Raw genomic sequence first — 24109 nt, forward strand, 5'->3', positions numbered from 1 at the left:
ACACTCCGGCCTTCTGGCTGTTGCTATACAAGGCCGTTCATTTCCTGATACAGCCGTTTGGCATAGCTGTCGGTCATGCCGCATATATAATCTGTTACAAGCAGCAGGCGGAGATATAACTTCTCCGCTTCGCTTTTCCCTTCAGCCTGATATTTGTATGCATTCTTGTAATTATCGGAAATAAAGGAAATTACCCTGCTGTCGATGGAATTTAATTTTGCATCTGTATCATAATACAGTACGGCATGTACCAGTTTGTTCATGAGAAAGTCCAGTATCACGGCTTCTGTCACTTCCATCTTATAGATGGCCGTGGAGGAAAACACGTATCTGTATGCCATATCCCCCAGCAGTTCCATAAGCTGTTCTCCAAAGGTCCCGAAGAAGATATCTTTTTTGAAAGTCCCATTCATGATACTTTCATAGTTCGATGTAAACCCAAAAGTTGCACAGCTGATCAAATATCCCTGCACACGGACGATCCAGTTCTTCACTGCATAAGATTCCGGGCTGCCGGACTGTTTTTGTTTTCCTCTTTCATAATATGTGTGAAGCTTCTCAAGTGCATTGAAATTGGAATCCGGATAGGTTTCCTGCAGCTGCTCCAGTTCCCGCTCCAGATCATAGTAGCTTATAAACCCTTTGACGAATGCATCCTCTATATCCGCCGTCTTGTATGCCAGATCATCCGCCGCCTCGAGTATATAGGTCAGGGGATGTCGTATACCTGTCGTCCCTGTATCTGCGGCGATCTCCTCGTAAATCTGCTGGTCTGCGTAGTAGTATCCCATCTTCTTATCTTTGATGTTCCCGGTGTTTTTGTCAATGCCCGTGGATGGTACCGGATACTTCACGATTGTATTGAGCAGTGCATATGTCAGGTTCATTCCGTTTTCGTCCACCAGATAATGCAGCTTTGTCACAAGCCTGAGTGCCTGCGCGTTTCCCTCAAAATGGTAGAAATCTTCCCTCATCTGGGGCGTGAGCATCTCCTCTACACTCCTGTCAAAGAAGGTGAGTGTGGAAAGGTGCCGCGTAAACCACTCGCGGATTGCATCTTCACCGAAATGTCCGAAAGGAGGATTCCCTATATCATGGATCAGACCGGCGCACTGAAGAATATGACATATATCCTCCTTCATCTGCGGTGTGAACCCGGGGTCTCTTTTATGAGTGATAATGTTCTCCCCGATATTCTGGCCGAGAGATTTGGCAAAGGAAGATACTTCCAGTGAATGCGTAAGGCGGGTACGGATAAAATCGCTCTTATCTAAAGGAAATACCTGTGTCTTGTCCTGCAGGCGCCTGAAAGACGCACTGCCTATGATCCTGTGGTAATCCTTTTCAAACTCGCTTCTTAAATCTGTTGATTTTACCCTTGCACCTGAGGCGCTTCCGCGCATTCTCCGGGTAGAAAGCAGTGTATTCCATTCCATATTAATTTCACCATTCTTTAATCTAAATAAATCGGCGGCTCATAATCTTTTCCAAGCAGTGCCTTCTTCCTCTCCTGATACCCGAGGAAAGCCCATTCCGTCATATCTGTCCATCTATGTGTATTGCGGTCATAGACCTGCACATAACCGATCCTGTTCGGATGCATGCGCACGCTGTTAGACTGGAACTCACGTCCTGTATATGGATTGATATCGCCCTGCACCAGATCTTCTTCCGCATCATCATGTTTGATGACCGGCTCGAAATCTTCCGGGTCAGGCAATGGTTCTATTGTCTTTGTCTCCTGTACAATTGGTTCTTTGCTGATCGCTTCTTCTCTGTCCGGTTCCGGTGTGACGCCCTTCTTTCGCAGGAAAATGCCTCCGGTGCGGAACTTTTCCTTCTTGGGCTTTTCTTTCTCTGTACCGTTTACCACAGCTGACGGGGCTGTGTCCTGAGGTGATTCTTCCTCTGCACTCTTTTCCAGTTCAGATAATTCCTCATGTATTTCATAGAGTTCGCCAATGGTCATATCAACTTCTTCGGCGTCTTCCTTGATCTCAACAGATTCTGCTGTCTCTTCTATATCTTCAGCATCTTCTACATCCAGCAGTTCTTCCGCCTCCTGCGGCTGTTCTGCCGGCTGCCGGTCTACTGTAAGTCCGGAAGGCTTCTGCTCATACTTTGACTCTTGTTTCCTCTGCTCCTTCACCGGGGCCGCCTCTGCTTCTGCTGCCACTACTGCTGCCGTCGGCGGTGCTTCTCCTGATAATATGCTCAAATGAAAAGGACAGCCAAGAATATTCGCAATCATGCGCATATCCTGTTCCTGAAAGTTGTCTCTGCCCAGGCGCTGTGTCAGGTTCTGTCTGGACATCTTCATTCCCGTACGTTCCTCAATAATCTCTGCCAGTTCTTTAATCGTCATGCCTTTTCGGCCTAAAATAATCTTGACCTGTTCTCCGAATGTAAGATCTTCCATGATGCTTCGTATACCTCCTTATTGAATTCAACTTATACTCCGTAGTTCTAACACGTCCCCATCCACATCCTGTTTTTTACACAGGCTCCCTATGAATCGGTATGTGAGAAACAAATTAATTGCTTCATAAACCTATCTTTTTCCCTATTCTTCATTTTAGCAAATACACCAGAACCCGTCAACGACAATTTATGCGCTTATGCAACCCCCAGATACTCCTCGAGTGTGATATTCTTTTCCATAATCTCTTTTGCTGCCTCTTTACCCACATAGCGGTAATGCCACGGCTCGTACACGATCCCTGTGATGTCGGACTTGTCAGACGGATAACGGAGGATAAAACCGTACTTGTAACAGTTTTCTGCAAGCCATTTGGATTCCTTTGTATCAGCCTGTTTGTCATCCAGGTCCTGATAATCTTCGGAAACGATATCCATTGCCAGCCCGGTTGCATGTTCACTATATCCGGGTATTGCTACAGATTTCTTAGTCTCCTCATAGGCATCCAGATAGGTGCTGCCCTGATTGATCCAGTCCCCCATCGTTTCATTGAACACCGTCTTCTGATCTTCATAGTTACGATAAGCAGAAAGGACATACATCTTCAGGCCGGCTTCCTTTGCGTCAGAAAGCATCTTTTTTGTGTCTTCCGCAATTCTTGCGTCAACTGAACGTCCCTCTGCTATCTCTTCCAGCTCTGGTTCATACTTTTGATCCAACGGATAGTTATCGTTCACCAGCAAAAGCTCCCAGTCATCTGTGCCTTTTGTTGACAGAGTGGCCGCAGCCTCTATCGACTTCTGCTTTTCGACCTGCTCCTCAAGAGCCTTTTTTTCTTTTTTCAATGTCTTCTCAGTCTTGGCGAAAGCTTCTGCCTTCTTATCGACCGCCTTACTTGCAGCCGCAAATGTAATCAGCACGCCAAGTGCGGCACCCGCAACCGCCCCGAATGCCAGGGCCCTCTTTATCTTTCGGTTCATCTTCACACTCATAATCTGCCTCCTAATGAGCCGTCATATACCACTGCTCACTTGATTTACAAAACATGAGACACGACTCTTCTAGTCAAATCTCAGTTCTGTATGTATTTCAGTATCTATCTTTTTCTCTGTGGAACAAACTGCTATTTTATAAGGTACCCCGTCCAGCTTATATTCGCAATAATAATAGCTGCGCGGAAACTCATCCGGCTTTCGCTTCAGAACGGGCGGGCAGCCGAGCCCAATTTCAAAACTTTTCATATCAAGCGCCATTCCCTGACGCGTTGCTTTCATGAAACTTTCCTTCAGCACCCAGAAACGGTAAAAGACATCACTTTTTTCTGCCGCGCTCTCCTGCCTTAGGATCTCTTCATATTCCGACGGGCAGAAGAATCGGCCCGCGACTTTCATATTTGCTTCCTTTATCTTCTCAATGTCGCATCCGACCTGAGTATTAAGGCCTCCGTCTGTATCAACAGAACACAGCACAAAATCCCCCGAATGCGAGAGATTAAATGCTGCCTGTTCTTTCACTCCATATTCTTTTCTGATACTCTGAAGCAGTGTCCAGGCTCCGGCGCTCTGCGCCTTCCCCTCCTGAAACCGCATACGGTCAGCCTTTTCTTTCCGGAAATTAGGAAGCTGCCTGTAATACTTGCGGTAATGTGCTTCATCATATAACGGTGTGATGTCGGCAATCCAGGTTCTAATCATCGCCTTATCCCTTCATATACCGTACTTCAAATGTATCAATGGTAATAGGCTTATTAAATAAAGTTCCCTGTGCATAATCACAGCCCAGCTCTTTCAATACATTCAGCTGATCCTGTGTCTCCACACCGGCCGCCGCCACGTGCACGCCGAGCTGGCGGCACACATCGATCACTGCTTTCGCAACGATCTGGCTTCTGTTATTCCCCACAATATTGGTAACCAGACTCTTGTCCAGCTTCAGCCCGTCAAACTCCATAATGGAAAGAATGGAAAAGCTGGAATCTTTTGCTCCAAAATGATCCAGAACAACCCTTACATTTTCTTTTCTTATCTTATTGCTGGTCTCGGCCAGCATCTCCTGATTCATATCCGTATAGGATTCGGAAACCTCTACTTCCAGATATTCGCAGGAAACCCGGTACTTTTCTACCAGGGAAAGCATCTTTTCGGCAACACTTTCCTCACGGAGTGTGGCCCCCGCAAAGTTTACAGAAACAGGAAGCATTGGCATGTCTTCCAGTTCCCATTTCCTCAAGGTCTTACAGACCTGTTCGAACACATATAAGTCAAGGAAGTGTGACAGCTTCGTCTCTTCCAGAAGTGTAATATATTTTCCCGGGTCTACGATCCCAAGATCCTTATGGTGGTAGCGCACTACCGCTTCGGCCCCGACGACTTCCTCTGTCATTACATCCATTTTGGGGACAAAGCACACGATAAAGCTGCCATGTTCAATGTCTTCCAGAAGGTCCTGCTTAATGATCGGCTCGTGATGGCCTTTTTTCAGATGCTTGTAGTACTTCTGCTTCTCCTCGCGCATCATATTCTCGGCATGTGCAACAAGGCTGTCCACATCGATGTCAACCTTCTCCCATGCATACCCCATCGTTACGAGTCCGAGACTGATATTCTCCAGCTTATTATGCGCGCCGTGAACATGCTTCATAAAGTCCTCGTAAGAGACGTCTTCCATAATCGCCAGATATTCATCACCGGTCAGCCTGAACACCATCGCCCCGCGGAAGTACTCTTCCAGAACTTCACCGACACGGATGACAACCTCATCCCCGTATTCCCGGCCGAACTCTTTATTGAAATTCTTCAGCCCATTAATATCAACGGACAGCGCACCCAGCGACTTAAGTTCCTCCTGCTTTACCTCTGCCAGATACCCGACAAAACTGTTGCGGTTCAAAAGACCTGTCAGGTCATCATGGTAACTCAGATATTCCTGCTGCTTCTGCATCTTCTGGAGCACGATCGCCTGAGAGATATACGGAATGACCGCACGCATAAGCGAAAGGTCGCATCCCCCCCTGTGTACTCCAACCGCTGCCAATACAGCCGTCACATCATCATCTAAAGGACGGAATACACTGTAGTCCGCCTCGGTTGTATCTGTAATCTCCTGCCTGATCCACCTCGGCAGCTGATCAGCATCCAGCATCTTGATACGGTCTCTCTGCCACGGAACATTCTCTGCACACCACTCATAGATTGCGAGGATATCATCCTCTTCTTTTTCTATATAATAAACATATTCCGAATCATAGTAGTCGCGTATCGTGCTTAATACGTCGTTCATAATCTCAATGATAGAACGTTGTTTATACTTCTCACTCATGGATTCTTCTCCCCTGATTTCACTAGATAACAGTTATAAATACCATCTGGACTGACTAAAGTACAGATATGATTATTGTAGTATAATCTTATTTAAATTGCAAGAAGCAAAAAACGGAGGCGCAAAGGGGTCTGACCCTTTTGCCCTCCGTTTTCAGAATATTCTGTCTTTGATCCGCAAAAGGGTCAGACCCCTTTGCTACAAATTCCATTTCTGTCCCTGTGACACTTTCAGCCGGTTCATTGCCCGCGCCAGTGATGCCTGGGTCCGGTAGTATTCCTGAATGCTCTGCTTCTGCCGCATCTGCTCCTCGGCACGCTCTTTTGCTTCCTCGGCCCTGCGCACATCGATCTCTTCCGGGCGCTCGGCAGTGTCCACGAGCACCGTAACACGATTGTTCACGACCTCGGCAAAACCCGCGCCAACTGCAACGTCCACCCAGTTTCCTTCTTCGATCTCCATTCTGGCATCCCCGACTGTTACGGCAATTACCATGTTCTCATGATTCGCCAGAATTCCCATCTCCCCGTCGGGAGCCGGAAGAGTCAGCTTTCTGCAGCGGCCTTCGTAGAACACCCTGTCGCTGGCTATTATTTTCAGCCCAAATGTATCCATATGCATACACCTCTATTCTGCGGCACTTTCCGCCTTTGCTTTCTCAATGACATCTTCAACTGTTCCTACATTGAAAAATGCAGATTCCGGATACTGGTCCATCTCGCCGCTGATAATCATTTTGAAACCGCGGATTGTCTCTTTGAGCGGCACGTATTTACCCGGGATTCCGGTAAATGTCTCAGCAACATAGAATGGCTGTGACAGGAATCTCTGGATCTTTCTTGCACGCATAACGACCGCTTTATCTTCATCTGACAGTTCTTCCATACCCAGAATTGCAATGATATCCTGCAGTTCCTTGTATTTCTGGAGGATTGCCGTTACCTGGTTGGCCACTTCATAGTGTTCCTCTCCGACAATATCAGCCTCCAGAATACGGGAGTTGGATTCCAGAGGATCGACTGCAGGATAGATCCCCTGCTCTACGATCTTTCTGGACAATACTGTTGTCGCATCCAGATGTGCAAACGTTGTGGCCGGGGCCGGGTCAGTCAGGTCATCGGCAGGCACATATACGGCCTGTACGGATGTAACGGAACCGTTCTTTGTCGATGCAATACGCTCCTGCAGCTCACCCATTTCTGTAGCAAGGGTCGGCTGGTAGCCTACGGCTGAAGGCATACGTCCGAGAAGTGCGGATACCTCGGAACCAGCCTGGGTAAAACGGAAAATATTGTCAATAAACAGAAGCACGTTCTGGTGCTCTTTATCCCTGAAATACTCAGCCATTGTAAGCCCTGTCTCCGCAACACGCATACGTGCTCCGGGCGGCTCGTTCATCTGTCCGAATACCAGGGCAGTCTTCTCAAGAACCCCGGAAGCCTTCATCTCCGTCCATAAGTCATTCCCTTCACGGGAACGCTCACCGACTCCTGTAAAAATAGAATAACCGCCGTGCTCTGTAGCAATATTACGAATCAATTCCTGAATCAGTACGGTCTTACCTACACCGGCACCACCGAAAAGGCCAATCTTACCGCCTTTTGCATAAGGCGCCAGAAGGTCAATAACCTTGATACCTGTTTCCAGAATTTCAATAACCGGGCTCTGGTCCTCAAAACTCGGCGGATCTCTGTGGATCACCCATTTCTGATTCGTTTCAAGAGGCTGGCCATCATCGATGGTTTCCCCCAAAACATTAAACAATCTGCCCAGTGTCTGCTCTCCAACCGGTACTTTGATGCCTTCCCCGGTAGCAGTCACTTCCATATCTTTATGCAGCCCTTCGCTGGCAGCAAGCATCAGACAGCGCACCTCATTATTCCCGAGATGCTGTGCGACCTCCATGATGCACGTCTTACCACTATTTTCAACTTCAAGCGCATCTTTGATAAAAGGAAGATTGCCGTCTTCAAATACTACGTCAACGACAGGTCCCATGACCTGTACAATTCGTCCTTTATTCATAATCGTTCTCACTTCCTTATTTGTGAGTGCAAAGGGGTCTGACCCCTTTGCACTCCATTGTCAGAATATTTTACTTTTTCCGTTTCTGGGCATTTGCCCCGCTGCATACCTCGGTAATTTCCTGGGTGATGGCAGCCTGCCGTGCCCTATTATATAAGGTAGATAAATCTTTGATGATACTCTCGGCACTGTCTGTTGCAGCCTTCATTGCCATCATACGGGCGTTGTGCTCGCTGGCATAGGCCTCTACCAGACAGCCGTAGACCATACCTGTTATATAATTCGGAATGATGCTGTCCATGACGCTTTTGGCGGATGGATAGAGTTCTATTTCTTCCCTGTACATGTTCAGAGGCATAATCATCTTATTAAAGGAAGCCCTCTCCAACGGGAGAAGTCTTACTTTTTCAGCATCTGACTGCACAGAGTTTTCCATGCGGGTGTAAATCATGTATACTTCATCCAATTGCCCCATTTCAAACTGGTCCAGAATGACGGATGAGATATTTCTAGCACGGTGCATCGTCGGCTTCTGGACTGTATACTGGAAGTTTGTATCAATTTCCACCTTATGTTTGGCAAAATAGTGTCTTCCCAGTTCTCCGACAACGAATAGTTTATGTTCCCCGGGCCCGCTAAGCAGTTCTTCTTCAAGCTTGATGATATTATGGTTGTATGCCCCTGCAAGTCCTTTATCCGCAGTTATGACAATGGAGCCGATCTTCCTCTTTTCAGCGGGGATCTTCTCCCTCAAGTCAAAATACGGATGTTCAATATCAGGGACATGGCGCAGGATTCTGGAAATCTCACCCTGCAGGCCATAGAAATACGGCTCTGTATCAGACAGCTTCTTCTTTGCCTGTTTCATTTTGGAAGAAGAAATCATATACATAGCGTTCGTAATCTTCATCGTATCCTTTACGCTGTTTATACGGGTCTGTATTTCTCTGATATTTGCCATATTAACACCTGCTCTTCTTAAATTCCTTCGCTGCTTCCACGATCTTTCCAATCAGCTCGTCGGTCAGGGCCTTTGTTTCTTCTATCTCTTTCCCGATCTCCGGATATTGTGTATCAAAATAGCTTAACATATCTGCCTGAAACTGTTTGATCTTCTTCTTTTCAATACCAAGCAGCACCTTATGTGTAGCTACACAGAGGGTGATAACCTTTTCATGCAGGGAAAGCGGATGGCACAGAGGCTGTTTTAAAAGCTCCATCAGGCCGCCGCCGTATTCCAGCTGCTCTTTTGTGGCAGCGTCAAGGTCAGAGCTGAACTGTGTAAACACTTCCATTTCTCTGTACTGCGCCAGATCGATACGGATACTTCCTGAAGCCTTTTTCATCGCCTTCGTCTGGGCAGCACCGCCGACACGGGATACGGACAGACCTACGTTGACCGCCGGCCTCATTCCCGAGAAGAACAAATCACTCTCCAGAAAAATCTGGCCGTCTGTGATGGAAATTACGTTGGTCGGTATATAAGCAGATACATCACCTGCCTGCGTCTCGATAATCGGGAGAGCCGTGATGGAACCTCCGCCCAATGCATCACTCAGCCGGCTTGAGCGCTCCAGCAGTCTTGAATGAAGGTAGAATACATCTCCCGGATATGCCTCACGTCCCGGAGAACGTCCGAGCAGAAGGGATAATGCACGGTATGCAACCGCATGTTTTGATAAATCATCATAAACGATCAGGACATCTTTCCCCTGATGCATAAAATGTTCCGCCATCGCAGTTCCTGCATAAGGTGCGATATACTGGAGCGGAGCGCAGTCACTTGCAGTTGAGGAAACAACAATTGTGTAATCCATAGCGCCATTCGTCGTCAGCGTATTCACAACCTTGGCTACAGTAGATGCCTTCTGCCCGACCGCAACATAAATGCAGACAACATCTTTTCCTTTCTGATTGATAATCGTGTCCAGGGCAATGGAAGTCTTTCCCGTCTGCCTGTCTCCGATAATCAGTTCTCTCTGTCCACGCCCGATCGGGAACATGGCGTCGATTGACAGAATACCTGTCTCCATCGGCACACTGACTGACTTCCTGTCTATAATTCCCGGTGCCTCCTGCTCAATCGGCCTGTAATCATCAGCCTCGATCTCGCCCTTCCCGTCGATCGCCGCACCCAGAGAGTTAACAACTCTTCCTATATATTTATCACCAACCGGAACTCCGGCTTTTTTCCCAGTCCGGGTCACTTTTGTGCCTTCCTTAATCTCGGTATCATGTCCGAAGAGGATACATCCGATAGAATCCTTCTGGATATCCTGAACCATCGCCTTCAGCCCGTTTTCAAAAGTCACAATCTCCCCGTACATGGCGTGATCAATTCCATAAACAGTGGCTATACCGTCTCCTACAGTAATAACCGTACCGACCTCACTGTCCTTGCTGATTGTATCAAAATTTTCTATTTCATTTTTCAGAATAGAAATAATTTCATCTGAATTGATTGAACTCACCTTGTTCACCTCCAGGTCAATTTTTGTTCTAATCTATTCAGGCGTCCTTTCAGGCTCCAGTCATACTCATCACTGCCGGCCGTTAACACAAAGCCTCCCAGCAGAGCGTGATCCGTCCTGATTTCAATATTTGCCTCAACGGCATTATATTTCCTGCAAAGAAACGCCTTCATTTCTTTTAGCTGTACCTCACTTGGAGGTTCTACACAAGTCAGCACTGCATTCAGAACCCTGTTCTGTTCATCGCAGTACCTGTCATATGATACGAAAATATCCCCGATCAGGTCCATCCTCTGATTTTGGCATGTCACCTTCAGGAAATTCCTGATTTCTTCGGGAAATACCTGGTCGATCACTCTCAGTTTCTGTTCCTCTCTGATAGTCGGATTTACGAACACATCGTTTAACTGGGGAACTTCTGTGAATATATCCTTTGCTTTCTGTATGGCTTCTTTGGAAATATTCAACTCATACAACACTTTTGCATATCTTACCGCCGCCTGCGGGCAGTACTGGATGTTAGTGTTTGTCTGTGTCTTCATGAGCGTCACCTGCTTCTTCCAGAAACTGATTATATATGTCCTGATTTCCTTGATTCTCTGTCTTTTCGCCTACAATTCTGGCAGCTGCTGTCATCGCAAGTCCTGCAATCTCTGACTGCAGGGCCTTCATTGTCTGCTCCCGTTCTAACTGAATCTGTGCCTTCGCAGAATCCAGCATGCCGCCTGCTTTTACGCCGGCTTCGCTTACAATCCGCTCATACTCGGCCTTTGCCTGCGTCTGTGCCTTTTCCACGATCTTCACAGACTCGTCTCTGGCACCCGTAAGGGCTGCTTCATACTCAACTTTAAGCTTTGCGGCTTCTTCCCTGGCACTGCTTGCCTCGTTTAAGCCGTCCGCAATCAGTTTCTCACGCTTTTCCATGATATCAGTTACCGGTTTGATCAAAAACTTTTTCAACAAAAGATAAAGAACAACAAGGTTTATTATGGTAAAGAGAAGGTTCACATTTAATTGCAGCACCTGTCCCACCTGCCTTTCCTGTTTTTATGGTATCTGTTCAGAAATATGAACGGATACACCTGTGATCTATTATTTCAAAAGTAAAATAATCAGCAAACCGATAATAAAACCGTAAATAGCAGTTGCTTCGGCGAGCGCACATCCAAGGATCAGTGTCTTGCTAATCTTGCTTTCAGCCTCTGGCTGTCTTGCAATTGCATCTGCTGCTTTCCCTGTTGCAATACCAATACCGATACCTGCTCCTACACCTGTTAAAACTGCGATTCCTGCTCCAATAGCTATAATTGTTCCCATAATACAAATCTCCTTTTCTTTCAAAAATTTCTTTCAGAATTCCTCTACTCTTGTTCTTCATTCATAAACAATGCCGTAAGGAATACAAACACATATGCCTGCAAAAGACCGTCAAATATATCAAAATAAAAACTAAACGGTATAGGCACCAAAACCGGCACAATGGCTTTTAAAAGCTCCATAATGACAAATGCTCCGAGCACATTACCGAATAACCGCATACAAAGAGACAACGGACGGATTACAATCTCCAGAATCATAATCGGTGCAACTACAGGCACCGGCTTTGCAAAATGCTTCATCCAATGCTTTACTCCATTTTTATGTATGCCTGAATATTCAATCAGGAACATGCTCATAATCGCGAGCGCCGCTGTCACGTTCAAATCCTTGGTAGGCGGCTTGAACCCAAACAGACTGATAATATTGGAAACACCCAGATAGAGAACTATTGTAATAAGATAAGGAATATATCTCTTATTCTCTTTCCCTATGATGCCCTCGAAGAAGTCCGAAGCCCATCCAACAGCCGACTCCAGCACAATCTGCTTCCTGCCCGGATTCTCAACCTTCAGGTTCCGGACGAAGATAATTGACAGCCCGACCAGCACAGCCATGATCACCCATGTTACGACTACCGCTTCTGATACGCCGATTCCCCCGAATATAGGTATTGTAAACACGGTCTCACAGTTCAGCTCCTCCAGCAACTTCTCTGTTAAACTTTCCGTATCGCTCCCTCCCTTTCTTTTAAATATTTAATGCAGCGGTAATTCTTTCACCCATGATTATTTCTTGCATAAAAAAAGAATTTCTTCACCTGAAATTCCCTCACCGCCGCTCACTCTTAAGATTTTGTTCTCTTAAAAGTTAAATAAAGATTACGCCCAAATTTTTCGTTTGTCAACGATAAAAAAATGATGCTATTTGTCGACCCACATTGACCTTTTTTATCCAAATTTTCCTTCTTTTAAATCTCGAAATTTATGATTTTTATATAAATTTAATCTTTATTTTTTTATTTTTTACATTTCCAAAATAATTTCAAAGTCATTTTGCACAAATGCGATATTGATGGTCCCAATACATTTCGTCATTATATCCATCACTATGTCTATGTTTTCACAATGGTTATGGAAACTTTAGCAATTTCTTAATCCCCCGGCCCTTATTTCTACATTATACTGCCAATCTTCCTCTTTATTCCTGTTATATATTAAAATAGCAAATAGTTTTATGTGGCAGCGGTAAAAATGAATATGAAGAACATTCCTTTATGCCGCAGATTTGATGTGCACTTTTATCATATTTGAATTATAATAATGCCAGAGACAAAAGGTTAAACGACGCCTGACTGAAGGCATCAGGGGGCAGATAAAAATGAGTACGTTTGAAACGAAAAACAAAACCAGTATTAAATTCAACCGCTTTTTCTTTTTTTGCGGCATGATTATGGCATTCAGCGAAGTATGGAAGCAGTGCTGTCTGACCTTCATCGTCAACAGGGGGGTCTATGACTGGTGGTATTTCCCTTTCCAGCTCTGCAGTATCGCCATGTATGTTCTGCTGGTCCTTCCCTGGGTAAAGAATACACATATACGCCCTGCCCTGCTGTCATTCTTAATGAATTACAGCCTGCTTGGCGGGACAGCCGTTTTTGCGGATACAAGCGGACTCCACTATCCGGTTCCGGCACTGACGGTCCACTCCTATCTGTGGCACGTCCTTCTAATCATAACCGGGATCGCCGCCGGCGCTGCGTGTATTGCAGAAAACCATATGCCCGGCCGCCGGCTGTTTAGAAACAGTACTTTTATCTACCTGGGCTGCTGTGCAGTCGCCACAGGAATCAATCTGCTGTTTGACCGCTTCGGAGATATCAATATGTTCTATATCAACCCGGATTATGAAATGCAGCAGATCGGTTTTTCCACACTGGCCGGCTATATTGGTAATATTCCGGCAATCATCCTGTATATCCTCACAACCATTCTCGGGGCATGCATCCTTTTTCACATCTGGCGCCTGGCTGCCCGTTGTTATCAACATTTTTTCAGGCATTGAAAGTAAAAACTGATTATACTATTTTGCATAAACATACAAAAAAAATGTACAGGCATCCTCAATTCTGAGGGGTGCCTGTACTCTTTTTCTCAAGATTCTCTTTTTCTACCTCTTCAGCCTCTACAATCTTCAGGAAATCCCTCTCCGCCTTTTTCTTGCGCGGGATAAATCTTCTGGCAACCGATCCTTTCCCGCGGTTCTTCACATAGAAGAAACCAATTACGGAAAAGACGACCGCCCCGACAAAATTTACCATAAGGTCTTTCATCGTATCTACCAGGCCAATATCCAGATAACCGCCAAGCCCCAGGTCCTTTCCATTGACTGTCACATTCTTTATATTATCGATAACGGCGACATTATTTCCCCCCGCCGGGTCTAACATAACCGAGCGGATCGTATGGATCACCGTATCTTTCTGCATGTCATATCCCAGAATCTGATCCATTCCGAACTCAAAGAACTCCCAGATGACGCCGATTGTCATGGAAAAGCAGAAAGCGACAATTGCCGTAAACAGAGGCGAAAGCTTGAAAACCATCTTTTCACTCCTGTTGAGGAGGTCAACAAGGGAAAAACCTATTGCAGCCGCGAGGAACCCGTTCAGCGTATGCAGAACCGTATCCCAGAAAGGAAACACAATATAGAATTCCCGAATCTCACCCAGAATCTCCGCCGCAAAGATAAACACGAGGATAATGATCTCAAGCGTCGTCGGGAGTTCTATTTTCATGGTCACCTGTACAAGACTGGGAACAACTAAAAGCAGCAGCGTCAAAATGCATAAAAACACATTTTCATAATTTTTGTTGAATATTTGCAGGATCATCATGATGATGACCAGCAGGCGTAAAATAAAATACACTATGAAGGAGCTTTTATGCTCCCGAAGTTCCATGCCCAGAGCCTTCCACATGTTGCGGAAGAAGTGTTTTTCCCTTTTGTCGTTATTTTTCATTTCATACCATTCCTTTAAAATCAGTCCACATTTATCCTCCTATTATAGGGACATTTACTGATTTATGCAAGGAATTTATCTTAATCTGTCAACCAGCGCTTCTTTGCGGAATCCACGCAGCATTACGGATGATACAATGACCGGTACGATTGCGGTGAATACGGCATATCCAAAAAACATAAGCCACGGAAAGTGAAAGTGCATATAGTCTGCCCCAAAATACTGCATTATCCGCACCATTGCATACCCGGCTGCCGTTCCTAGTATAAGTGTGATCACCAGATTTCCAGCCGTCAGCATCAGCCCTTCGGCCTGAATCATGTGAAACAGCTGTTTTGTTGTCATTCCTACAGACTGCAGCATGGCAAACTCTCTTTTTCTTGTCAGAATATTGGTAATAATCGTATTCAGCATATTCAGGATACTGAATGCCACAATAAAGATGCTGAGTCCGATCATAACTGAATTGAGTATGGCGAATGAACTTTCCCCTTCTGCTGCTATCTCCCGCAGGGTCCCCATTGTAAGGGCAGGGTAATCCTCAAGAACAGCGTCCAGCTGCTTTTCAACCTCACTTTCTTTTGTCTGGTCAACCTTCACGATCATTTCATGGTTCAGGTTCATTCCGTTCGTCATTTCTGCAAGTATCTCTTCCGGCAAAATAAAAGCGGAGAAATTATTGCTGTAATTTACATAGTCATTTGTATTGAGAATCCCTGCAACAGTAAATTCTTTTTCTTTCTCTGTCTGGCCATCATACCATGACAGTTTCACCTTATCACCGACCTGATAGCCCCATCCGAATACTTCCTGTTGTACTTCATTATACTGTATAAGAACAGAATCACCTTTCAGCATGGTATCATAGTCAATGCTGCCTTCCTCAAGCATAGTACTGAGCTTATCTGTTTCTTCTCTGGTGAAAGATGCCATGCTGTCCTCATCGTTATCTCCTTTTGCTTCCCACTTTGTACTTGCTTTCTGGCCGATTCTTATCTTTTCTACGCCATCAATCGCCTGTACTTTCTGCATCAGGTCTTCATTAATCGGATTATTCATCTGGATGTCTGTATATCCATGATCCGCTGTCTCTGCCAGATTATAGGATAGGTTGATGACGAACTCTCCGTATTTATAGGACCCTTGCCGGGCATATTCTTCCAGATCTGTAGCTATCGTAAAAAAAGCCGCCAGCATATACAGAACCCCGCCTATTCCGAGAGAAACCATTGTCAGTACTGTTTTTTTCTTATTCCTGCTGCGGTTCATTGATGCCATGCTGACAGGAGTAATTTTGCGGTACAATTTTTTGCCTGCAGTCCGGGGTTTTACAGTTTGACTCTGTTTCTTTTTTCTTTTTTCCTCTACTCCGGAAAACTTACTTGCTTCGACAGGTGAAATCGAGGATGCAATCAGCGCCGGTTTCCTGATCGAAAGAAGTACCGTTATGATATCCGCCACTACTACACAGGCCCCTATAAGCAGAGTATTTTTCCAGCTCCAGCCTGCAGGTTTGATAAAGTAGCTGACCGTACTTCCGATCAGCAGACCTGCCGGAATTCCGACACTGCACAGAACCAGCCCCTCATAGCGCACCATCCTGCGGATCTGTTTCTTTGTCATTCCGATGGTCCGCAGCTGTCCGAACTGCTGGATTCTCCCAACCACTGCCAGATAGAAGACACTGTAGATCACGAGTACACTGACAAACAAGATTCCGATGGCAACACAGATAACCATGATGTTCTGCTGCCTTTCCATATCACCGCCTGGCAGGGTATTCAGGAAGTAGTTATTCTCGTTTATATTTTTTCTTTCTACTTTATAATCGGAACCCATCGCACGGATTGTGTCAAGAAATCCCGACTGGTTCATTTTATCCGCACCATGAATCCTTACAATGCCGTCATATGTCATATCTTTCAGCTGAGAACCGCTTTCGCCATATGTCTGTGAAAGTATAATGCTGAAAAGCTTTGGATTTCCATCCACATGATAGATACCTGATATGACAAACTCTTCCGTCGTCCCGTCCAGAAACGTAAAGGAAACCTTTTCCCCCGGCTTATCTTCTATATCAAGTGCCCTGCAGTGTGCATCCGAAAGCATTACCTCGTCTGCTTTCTGCGGTTCGTGTCCTTTTACCGGAGTCACGGTCTTTATGTGAACTCCCTCATCCTTTGCCGGTTTACTGTCGTAGCATACCGGCTGAACCATTTTCCCGTCCACTTCCATACTCTGTCCACGTTTCATCCCGAGGACGAATTCCGTACGTTTATCCTGTGCAAATTCCTGAATCTGTTCTCTGTCCAGACCATAGTAAACCACATGCTGCATTTCTGCGACCTGACGTGAACGTTCCGTATTCATGGAAGCATAAAATAAAGACATGACCATCAGCAGACTGACGGAAAGCGTGATGGTAACTATAATAAAGAAATTACGCAGCCTGCTGCTCTTCACACTGTTGACTGCCAGCTCCCATACAGTCTTCCCGTTATTATTACCGGCTATTTTTCCTTTCACACTACGGCTCATGCATTCCACCTGCTTTCCCTGATCCGGCCATCCTCAATGCGGATCGTCCGGTCTGCAAGCTGTGCAATTTCTTCGTTGTGGGTAATCATAACAACGGTCTGGTGGAACTGTCTGCTCGTCATCTTGATCAGGCCCAGTACATCCTGACTGGTTCTGGAATCCAGATTTCCGGTTGGTTCATCAGCAAGTATGATCGCCGGCTTTGATGCCAGAGCCCTGGCGATTGCAACCCTCTGCTGCTGTCCTCCTGACAGATTGTTTGGCATTTCCCCAAGCTTTTCCTCAAGGCCCAGCAGGGAAATGATCTTATTTATATATGTCCCGTCCGGTGTCTCGCCGTCCAGCGCCACCGGAAGTACGATGTTCTCATAGACATTCAGAATGGGAATCAGGTTGTAATTCTGGAAGACAAACCCGATCCTCCTGCGCCGGAAAATCGTCAGCCGTTCATCGTCCATCCCGGATAAATCCTTCCCCCCAATGATGACCTTCCCTTCCGTCGGCTTATCCAGTCCGCCCATCATGTTAAGCAGGGTGGATTTTCCGCTTCCCGATGTTCCTACAACCGCGACAAACTCACCTTCTTCTATCTCCAGTGACACGCCGTCCAGCGCACGCACAATATTCGGTTCTTCCCCGTAATACTTTTTCAGATCTTCCGTTTTCAGTATACTCATGTTACACACTCCTTTGTCTGTATTTTCGACCTGAAATAAGAATAACAGAGAATTGTTTCAAAAACCTCTCGAAAAAACAAAGAATTGTTTAGTTTTCTTTTATCCCCCTATTTTCCCTGATTCGGAAGATATACAGATACGCTTGTCCCCTTTCCCTCTTCGGACTTTATCTTAAGATATCCGTTTTGTTTCGTTATAATTTCTCTTGTCAGATACAGGCCAATTCCAACCCCCTCTATACTGCTTGATTTTTCTTCCCTGAAAAACCGCCTGCATACGTCATTTATATGCTCCGGCGCTATCCCCGTGCCGTTATCCTCTACCGTGATTTTCGTATAAATTTCCAAGGGCTCCGCACAGATCCTGATTTTTCCACAGTCGCCTGTGTATTTGACGGAGTTATCCACAATATTAAATATTGCTTCTGCAGTCCACTTCTCATCATAATATACGTGCAGATTTTCAGGACACTCCAATGTAACCTCCGTTCCTTTCTTCTGTGCACGCAGCCGGATACTCTCGGCCACTTCGAACAATGTATTCTTCAGCACATTTTCCCGGGGATGCAGTACAATAATCTCATTCTCCAGACGCGACATCTGAAGAAGAGACTGGATCAGCGAATCCAGTTTTCTCACCTGATTTTTCAGAGTCCTGAGGCATTGCTGCCTTGTCTCCTCAGACAGCTCCGGCCTCAAAGCCGTATCAGAATACATCGTAATATTGGCGATCGGCGTTTTTAACTGATGGGAAATATCTGAGACAATACTCTGCACCTGCTTCTTCTGCTCTTCACTCTCACGGGCCGCAGCCTCAGTAATATCCGCAAGACTTTCCAGTCTCATCTGAATCTTAGAAAGGAGGCTTTCGTCATCAAAATCAAAGTCCCCTGTTCCCTCTCCTGACAAAATCTGATCGATGGAGCCACAGACCGCATTTGTAAAATCCACATATTTCCTTCTCATATAAATCCAGACACCCGCCCAAATACAAACCGCACACAGTAAAACTGCGGCGATTGCCAGAACCAGACCGTTACTCATCTTCCATTCCCGCCTTCTCTAATCAGATCTCCTCGCCGATCCACCGATACCCTGTCCCGTACACCGTCTTAATATAGGAATACGTTTCATCAGATATCTTCGACCTGAGCCTGCTCACAAAAATAGTCAGCGTATGCTCATCCACATAGTTTTCCTCTTTATCCCACAATTCGTCGAGCAGTACTTGTCTCGTCAAAACAATCCCCGGATTCTGGCAGAACTTAACAAGCAATTTAAACTCCGTGGGCGTCAGCGATAATACATCTCCATTTTTCATTACCGTATAACTCTCGAAATCAATCACCAGATTCCCCACCGACAAACGCGCCGCTTCCTCCTGAACCGCCTGATACCTCCGCAGCACGGCATTCACCCGCTGAATCAGCACCTGTACATTAAAAGGCTTCGTAATATAATCATCCGCGCCTGCCTGAAACCCGACAATCATATCCTCATCCAGATCCCTCGCCGTCAGGAAAATAATCGGAATATCCATCCTGCCGCGCAGTTCCCTTGCAAAAACAACCCCATTCCCGTCCGGCAGATTCACATCCAAAAGAAGCAGATCCACTTGACATTCGTCAAGAAATCTCTCCGCCTCCTTAACCCCATACACAACATCCGGCTGGTAACCGGCAAGCTCCAGATTCAGTTTTAGCCCTTCCGCAAGAGCAACATCATCCTCAATAACCAAAACCCTCACCCAAAAACCTCCTTATTGGGGACGTAGCCTTCTTGAAGTTTACTACGTCCCCTGTTAAAATATTGACGAGGTGATATTTATGAAACATCCGTTTAAATACGAAATTATTTACAGCAGCCGCAAGACTCTTGCCATTCAAATCACACCGAATGGCAGTGTAAAGGTCCGCGCCCCGAAACGCTGCCCTAAATCTACAATTGAATGCTTTCTCAATGAGAAAGAATCCTGGATTCTTAAGCATGTTAATAAGGCCATGCAAAATCCGCCTGTTATGAAAAATCTTCTTTCTGTACAGGAACGAAACCGCTATATTAAAATTGCCCGGGATATTTTTACGCAGAAAACGGCTTATTATGCTTCCATTCTGAATGTAACATATGGCCGTATCACTATCCGTGAGCAGAAAACCCGCTGGGGCAGCTGTTCGAGCGAAGGAAACTTAAACTTCAACTGGAGACTGATCTTTGCTCCTGAGGAAGTTCTGGACTATATTGTGGTCCATGAACTTGCCCACCGCAGAGAAATGAATCACTCTCAGGCATTTTATGCAATCGTGAAGTCTATACTCCCCGACTATAAAAAATCTCAGAAATGGCTTCGTGATAACGGACGTTCCCTCTGGACTGTTGTGTAGATGATAGACACAGTTCAGCATTTTAGAAACTTTTTTATTTCATATTCCAGAATATTCTGAAAGTGGGCCGCAAAGGGGTCTGACCCCTATAAGTTACATCTGTTTCCTGATGATTTTATATTCGTCTCCACCACGATAATAGGGGCACTCATGAAAGTCCCCCTTCACAAACCGCACCATTTCATCTTCATCCAGATTCTGTGTACAGATGTAGCATTCGTAATCTTCATCATATTCATAGTTCATACAATATTCGCAGTTTGATGCCTCACGTTTTTTCATTTATCTGCTGCCCCTTTCGGTGATTGGGTAATTCCGGTTTTCTTTAATTGCTGGTATATATACGAAACCGGAAGTCCAACTACGTTATAATAGTCTCCTTCTATTTTATCAATATAGGCGGCAAATTTCCCCTGTATTCCGTATGCCCCGGCCTTGTCCATTGGTTCTTTGCTTTTTATATATGAGAGTATTTCCTGTCTGTCCATCTCATGTACGTACACTCTGGTCTCCACAGCATGGCTGCTTACCTGACAGTTTCCGGTCTGGTCAAAATCCAGGATGGCTGCGCCGGTGAATACCTGATGGGACCTTCCCTGAAGGCTGGTGAGCATTTGATATGCATCTTCTTCGTCCTTTGGTTTGCCCAGTATCTGTTGGTCCAAAGCTACTATCGTATCTGCCCCGATCACAACGGTGTCTTCCAGTCCCCCTTTTTCCCTCAATTCGGAAGCCACATTTTCTGCTTTCATCAGTGCCAGTTCTTTCACGATTTCTTCCGGCCTGGTACTTTCATAGCTTTCCTCTTTATGGCTTATCACGATTTCAAACTCCAGCCCAATCTGCGATAGCAGTTCTCTGCGGCGCGGAGAGGCGGAGGCAAGTATTATTTTCTTCATTGTAAAATGTCCTCTCTTATTTCAATAATATGGTGTCAGAGACAAAACTTCTTTTACCCCGACATTATAGTGCTATTGTACCATGACTTCTCTTGATACTACAATATCGTTATGTCAAGGATAAAATATTATCGTTTATCATTAATAAATTATTGGCTTTCTATAACCACTCACATATACTTTAATTAAGGAACCCTGCCAATATGATTTATTAAAGAATCGCAGCCTATACCTGCCGTTTTTAAAGAAAGGAGCTTTCTATAATGAGTGAAAATAAAACCATATCCCCTCCGCCTCTATGGCATCTTAGTCTCGCCCGCGTTCTGTTCTGCTTTCTTTTCATATTTTTTGTGTACAGAACTCTTGCAAGTGTTGTAAATATCATTTACTTTGCATCACAGCCGGCTTCCGCCATTCAAGTATCGGCTAATGAAAGTCGTTATATTTTCCCGGGACTCTTTGGTTACTACAGAATTCCCTTTGATTATCTGGCAGTATATGACGGAATCACCAACGGTAAACTGTTTGCACTTTCCATAACTATTGCCGGCTTCCTGTTTAAAGATATCCCTTTACTCGTGATCATAAATCTGGGGAGAATCCTATTCAAAAATCTGAAAGGTTCCTATACGCCGTTTACTGCCGGAACGACATCCTGCATTAAGAAAATAGGGATTATTATGATTTGTATGGGTTCATTAAGCAAATTGCTTATACAGGTGAGCGTAAATGTTGTTAACCTCCACCGGTTCAACTGTGTGAATCCATATGAACCGAGCTGGATTCTGGCTGGAATATTTACATTTCTTCTGGCGGATATTTTTGCAAGGGGATGTTACCTCCAACAGGAATCTGATGAAACGTTATAAGGAGAAATACCTATGGCAATTATACTAAGATTAGACCGTGTCATGGCTGACAGGAAGATTTCCTTAAAAGAGCTTGCTGAAAAAGTAGGGATCACCAATGTAAATCTGTCCAATTTAAAAACTGGCAAGGTTAAGGCAATCCGGTTTTCAACGCTGGAAGCCATATGTAAAGAACTTAAGTGCCAGCCCGGAGATATTCTGGAATATATAGAAGACTGCCCGATGAGGACTGACAAAGAGAAAGGATAAACTTATGATAAAAATTATTATTTCGCCTGCCAAAAAAATGAATATCATCGACGAATATGACTGTACGCTTACCCTGCCGGTATTTATGGAAGAGACAAGGTTGATCCAAAGCATGCTGAAGGAAATGGCGCGCGAAGACCTGAAGAAGTTATGGCAGTGCAGCGATAAGCTGGCCGACTTAAATTATGAGCGCCTCCATACATACAATCTGAACAAAAACCTCACCCCGGCGCTTATTGCCTACGAGGGGATTCAGTACCAGTACATGGCACCCCACATCTTTTCAGATGCACAATGGAATTACGTCTCTGAACATCTCCGCATTTTATCCGGGTTCTACGGAATCCTCGCTCCCACGGACGGAGTCATTCCCTACCGTCTGGAAATGCAGGCAAAGTTAAAGACAGATGATAAAAAAGATCTCTATCAATTCTGGGAAAATAAGATTTACGACAAACTGGTACAAGATACAGACGCCAGTGATCTCCAGATACTCAATCTGGCATCCGCTGAATACAGCAAGGCAGTCCTTCCTTATATCGCTCCCCCCGTATCCTGCGTCACCTGCATATTCGGCGAAGAGACAAACGGGAAAGTAAAAGTAAAGGGAACCCAGGCAAAAATGGCCCGCGGGGAGATGGTGCGCTGGATGGCCGAAAATCAAGTAACTAAAATAACCGGCGTCCGGGAATTTGACCGGCTCGGCTATGCATTTTCGAAAGACCTTTCCAATGACAGTGAATACATATTTTTGAAAACCAAAGATAAAAAGGATGAGGACCTTACACTATAGAGCGGCGGGCACACCTGCCGCTCATCATTCTTTGACCAACACCGCCCTGCACGGCGCCCCGTCGCATCCCGCTAATTTCAGCGGCTGGGCACACAGGAAATATGCTCCCTCTTCCACCTCTTCCAGATCAAGTCCTTCTAAAATAGCCATACCGGCCCCAAGCAGGATCTTATGCACGCCTTCCGTATCGTCCACCGGTCCCACAGTCTGGCTCTCAACTCCTACCAGTTCAAGTCCCGCTTCCGCAAATGCCCCGGCTGCATCCTCCGAAAAAACCACATCTCCCTTCCAGAGAATTTTCTTCCCCCTGCCCGATATTAGCATTTTTGCAGTTTCCCCATCCAGTTCTCCATCATACCTTAGCACATGGCAGGCACCCATCACCTGCTCAAGCGGCAACTCATCAATCGATTTCCCCTCATCCAGAAAATGCCTCGGTGCATCCATATGCGTGCCGTTATGCGCGCACATTTTCAGATAAGTCAGATTACAGGCATCCCCATTCTTCACTTCCATAATCCTGTCATACTCCGGGGCCGGGTCTCCCGGATAAACCCTTGAACTGAACAATTCTCTCGTAATATCAAACAATTCCATCCCTATTTTCAATTCCTCTCTGCCTAAAACGGCTGTTTTCCGCAAAGGGGTCAGACCCTTTTGCGGTCCGTTTTCTGAATATTCTGAACTTTTCCGATCAGCCGGATTAGTGATTCTTCAAAATGTTCATCGTCTTCCTTCGTTCGTTTCCTTGGTCCTTTTAAGTGATTTTTCTTTGACTTCCTGCGGACTTCTTTCGCGATATGGCGTTCAAACATCATCTGGTCTATGTTTTCCAGTGTATACCACTTTCCGCTCTGATGTATAGGAAACACGCCTTTTCCAAGGCACATGGAGGCTACGCCGTAATCCTGGGTGACTACGATGTCTCCTTTTTCTGACAGGGTAACGATTTTAAAGTCTGCGGAATCGGCTCCTTTTTCTACGGTTACTACCTGACTGTATGAAGTCTGGAAGATATGCGCCGTGTCACAGACTAATATAACCGGTATGTTTTCTTTTTCAGCGGTTTTCTCAACGATGCCTACCACCGGGCAGGCATCTGCGTCTACGATGATCTTCATTTTCCACCTTT

Annotated in this window: 27 protein-coding genes; 5 read left to right on the top strand and 22 right to left on the bottom strand. The window is 45.4% G+C overall.

All coding sequences use genetic code 11. The annotated features are described in order from the left end of the window. Positions 1 to 23 precede the first annotated feature (23 nt). From A8806_RS17865 to A8806_RS17925, 13 genes are all read right to left on the bottom strand, one after another. Complete coding sequence (locus A8806_RS17865; RefSeq protein ID WP_109732517.1) at positions 24 to 1436, bottom strand: deoxyguanosinetriphosphate triphosphohydrolase; 1413 nt, start codon at positions 1434 to 1436, stop codon at positions 24 to 26. Positions 1437 to 1453: 17 nt separating this feature from the next. After that, positions 1454 to 2419: a hypothetical protein gene (locus A8806_RS17870; protein ID WP_109732518.1), complete on the bottom strand. Its 966-nt coding sequence runs from the start codon at positions 2417 to 2419 to the stop codon at positions 1454 to 1456. Positions 2420 to 2616: 197 nt separating this feature from the next. After that, entirely contained in the window at positions 2617 to 3411 is a 795-nt protein-coding gene (locus A8806_RS17875) for a M15 family metallopeptidase (RefSeq protein WP_109732519.1), read from the bottom strand. A gap of 69 nt (positions 3412 to 3480) precedes the next feature. Continuing rightward, positions 3481 to 4113 (bottom strand): 4'-phosphopantetheinyl transferase family protein, encoded by a 633-nt coding sequence (locus tag A8806_RS17880; protein ID WP_109732520.1) that lies wholly within the window; start codon positions 4111 to 4113, stop codon positions 3481 to 3483. A gap of 4 nt (positions 4114 to 4117) precedes the next feature. After that, the gene (locus tag A8806_RS17885; RefSeq protein WP_109732521.1) at positions 4118 to 5737 is read right to left on the bottom strand and encodes an EAL domain-containing protein; all 1620 of its coding nucleotides are present in this window, start codon (positions 5735 to 5737) and stop codon (positions 4118 to 4120) included. Positions 5738 to 5935: 198 nt separating this feature from the next. After that, positions 5936 to 6352: an ATP synthase F1 subunit epsilon gene (gene atpC, locus A8806_RS17890; protein ID WP_109732522.1), complete on the bottom strand. Its 417-nt coding sequence runs from the start codon at positions 6350 to 6352 to the stop codon at positions 5936 to 5938. Between the two features lie 12 nt (positions 6353 to 6364). Then, entirely contained in the window at positions 6365 to 7762 is a 1398-nt protein-coding gene (gene atpD / locus A8806_RS17895) for a F0F1 ATP synthase subunit beta (RefSeq protein WP_109732523.1), read from the bottom strand. A gap of 70 nt (positions 7763 to 7832) precedes the next feature. Further along, the gene (gene atpG, locus A8806_RS17900; RefSeq protein ID WP_109732524.1) at positions 7833 to 8723 is read right to left on the bottom strand and encodes an ATP synthase F1 subunit gamma; all 891 of its coding nucleotides are present in this window, start codon (positions 8721 to 8723) and stop codon (positions 7833 to 7835) included. 1 nt (position 8724) lies between these two features. Next, on the bottom strand, positions 8725 to 10233 hold the full coding sequence (gene atpA, locus A8806_RS17905; RefSeq protein WP_181368772.1) for a F0F1 ATP synthase subunit alpha: 1509 nt from the start codon (positions 10231 to 10233) through the stop codon (positions 8725 to 8727). 5 nt (positions 10234 to 10238) lie between these two features. Beyond that, a complete protein-coding gene (atpH, locus tag A8806_RS17910; RefSeq protein WP_109732526.1) occupies positions 10239 to 10775 on the bottom strand; it encodes an ATP synthase F1 subunit delta in 537 nt (178 codons plus the stop codon). Next, on the bottom strand, positions 10753 to 11256 hold the full coding sequence (gene atpF / locus A8806_RS17915) for a F0F1 ATP synthase subunit B (RefSeq protein WP_109732594.1): 504 nt from the start codon (positions 11254 to 11256) through the stop codon (positions 10753 to 10755). The genes atpH and atpF overlap by 23 nt, the downstream gene beginning before the upstream one ends. 69 nt (positions 11257 to 11325) lie before the next feature. Further along, on the bottom strand, positions 11326 to 11550 hold the full coding sequence (gene atpE, locus A8806_RS17920) for an ATP synthase F0 subunit C (RefSeq protein WP_109732527.1): 225 nt from the start codon (positions 11548 to 11550) through the stop codon (positions 11326 to 11328). A gap of 44 nt (positions 11551 to 11594) precedes the next feature. Then, positions 11595 to 12257, bottom strand: coding sequence for a F0F1 ATP synthase subunit A (locus A8806_RS17925; protein ID WP_109732595.1), 663 nt, complete (start codon positions 12255 to 12257; stop codon positions 11595 to 11597). 673 nt (positions 12258 to 12930) lie between these two features. On the opposite strand from A8806_RS17925, the gene A8806_RS17930 reads away from it, so the two are divergent. Continuing rightward, positions 12931 to 13614: a TMEM164 family acyltransferase gene (locus A8806_RS17930; protein WP_109732528.1), complete on the top strand. Its 684-nt coding sequence runs from the start codon at positions 12931 to 12933 to the stop codon at positions 13612 to 13614. Positions 13615 to 13672: 58 nt separating this feature from the next. Here the strand turns inward: A8806_RS17930 and A8806_RS17935 are convergent, their stop codons facing one another. From A8806_RS17935 to A8806_RS17955, 5 genes are all read right to left on the bottom strand, one after another. Continuing rightward, positions 13673 to 14572, bottom strand: coding sequence for a DUF2238 domain-containing protein (locus A8806_RS17935; RefSeq protein WP_109732529.1), 900 nt, complete (start codon positions 14570 to 14572; stop codon positions 13673 to 13675). 75 nt (positions 14573 to 14647) lie between these two features. After that, a complete protein-coding gene (locus A8806_RS17940; RefSeq protein ID WP_109732530.1) occupies positions 14648 to 17110 on the bottom strand; it encodes an ABC transporter permease in 2463 nt (820 codons plus the stop codon). Continuing rightward, positions 17107 to 17787, bottom strand: coding sequence for an ABC transporter ATP-binding protein (locus A8806_RS17945; RefSeq protein WP_109732531.1), 681 nt, complete (start codon positions 17785 to 17787; stop codon positions 17107 to 17109). The genes A8806_RS17940 and A8806_RS17945 overlap by 4 nt, the downstream gene beginning before the upstream one ends. A 107-nt stretch (positions 17788 to 17894) precedes the next feature. Then, the gene (locus A8806_RS17950; RefSeq protein ID WP_109732532.1) at positions 17895 to 18830 is read right to left on the bottom strand and encodes a sensor histidine kinase; all 936 of its coding nucleotides are present in this window, start codon (positions 18828 to 18830) and stop codon (positions 17895 to 17897) included. A gap of 22 nt (positions 18831 to 18852) precedes the next feature. Beyond that, entirely contained in the window at positions 18853 to 19533 is a 681-nt protein-coding gene (locus tag A8806_RS17955; RefSeq protein WP_109732533.1) for a response regulator transcription factor, read from the bottom strand. A 79-nt stretch (positions 19534 to 19612) separates the two neighbouring features. Between A8806_RS17955 and A8806_RS17960 the strand changes: the two genes are divergently transcribed. Then, a complete protein-coding gene (locus A8806_RS17960; protein ID WP_109732534.1) occupies positions 19613 to 20167 on the top strand; it encodes a M48 family metallopeptidase in 555 nt (184 codons plus the stop codon). 93 nt (positions 20168 to 20260) lie between these two features. On the opposite strand, the gene A8806_RS17965 is transcribed toward A8806_RS17960, so the two are convergent. Further along, positions 20261 to 20449 carry a DUF6472 family protein gene (locus A8806_RS17965; protein ID WP_109732535.1) on the bottom strand — a complete coding sequence of 63 codons (189 nt, stop codon included), beginning with the start codon at positions 20447 to 20449 and terminating at the stop codon, positions 20261 to 20263. After that, positions 20446 to 21066, bottom strand: a complete 621-nt coding sequence (locus A8806_RS17970) for a Maf family protein (RefSeq protein ID WP_109732536.1) — start codon at positions 21064 to 21066, stop codon at positions 20446 to 20448. Before A8806_RS17970 ends, A8806_RS17965 begins: the two co-directional genes overlap by 4 nt. Before the next feature lie 263 nt (positions 21067 to 21329). On the opposite strand from A8806_RS17970, the gene A8806_RS17975 reads away from it, so the two are divergent. The 3 genes from A8806_RS17975 to yaaA are packed head-to-tail and all read left to right on the top strand — an operon-like array spanning position 21330 to position 22977. Then, complete coding sequence (locus A8806_RS17975; RefSeq protein WP_109732537.1) at positions 21330 to 21935, top strand: hypothetical protein; 606 nt, start codon at positions 21330 to 21332, stop codon at positions 21933 to 21935. Between the two features lie 12 nt (positions 21936 to 21947). Beyond that, positions 21948 to 22184 (top strand): helix-turn-helix domain-containing protein, encoded by a 237-nt coding sequence (locus A8806_RS17980; RefSeq protein ID WP_109732538.1) that lies wholly within the window; start codon positions 21948 to 21950, stop codon positions 22182 to 22184. 4 nt (positions 22185 to 22188) lie between these two features. Then, on the top strand, positions 22189 to 22977 hold the full coding sequence (gene yaaA / locus A8806_RS17985; protein ID WP_109732539.1) for a peroxide stress protein YaaA: 789 nt from the start codon (positions 22189 to 22191) through the stop codon (positions 22975 to 22977). A gap of 24 nt (positions 22978 to 23001) precedes the next feature. On the opposite strand, the gene A8806_RS17990 is transcribed toward yaaA, so the two are convergent. Further along, positions 23002 to 23586: a cyclase family protein gene (locus A8806_RS17990; protein ID WP_242996171.1), complete on the bottom strand. Its 585-nt coding sequence runs from the start codon at positions 23584 to 23586 to the stop codon at positions 23002 to 23004. 38 nt (positions 23587 to 23624) lie between these two features. After that, the gene (locus tag A8806_RS17995) at positions 23625 to 24098 is read right to left on the bottom strand and encodes a YaiI/YqxD family protein (RefSeq protein ID WP_109732541.1); all 474 of its coding nucleotides are present in this window, start codon (positions 24096 to 24098) and stop codon (positions 23625 to 23627) included. Between the last annotated feature and the right edge of the window lie 11 nt (positions 24099 to 24109).

Origin of the sequence: Faecalicatena orotica, from assembly GCF_003149245.1 — a bacterium.
GTDB lineage: Bacteria > Bacillota > Clostridia > Lachnospirales > Lachnospiraceae > Faecalicatena_A > Faecalicatena_A orotica.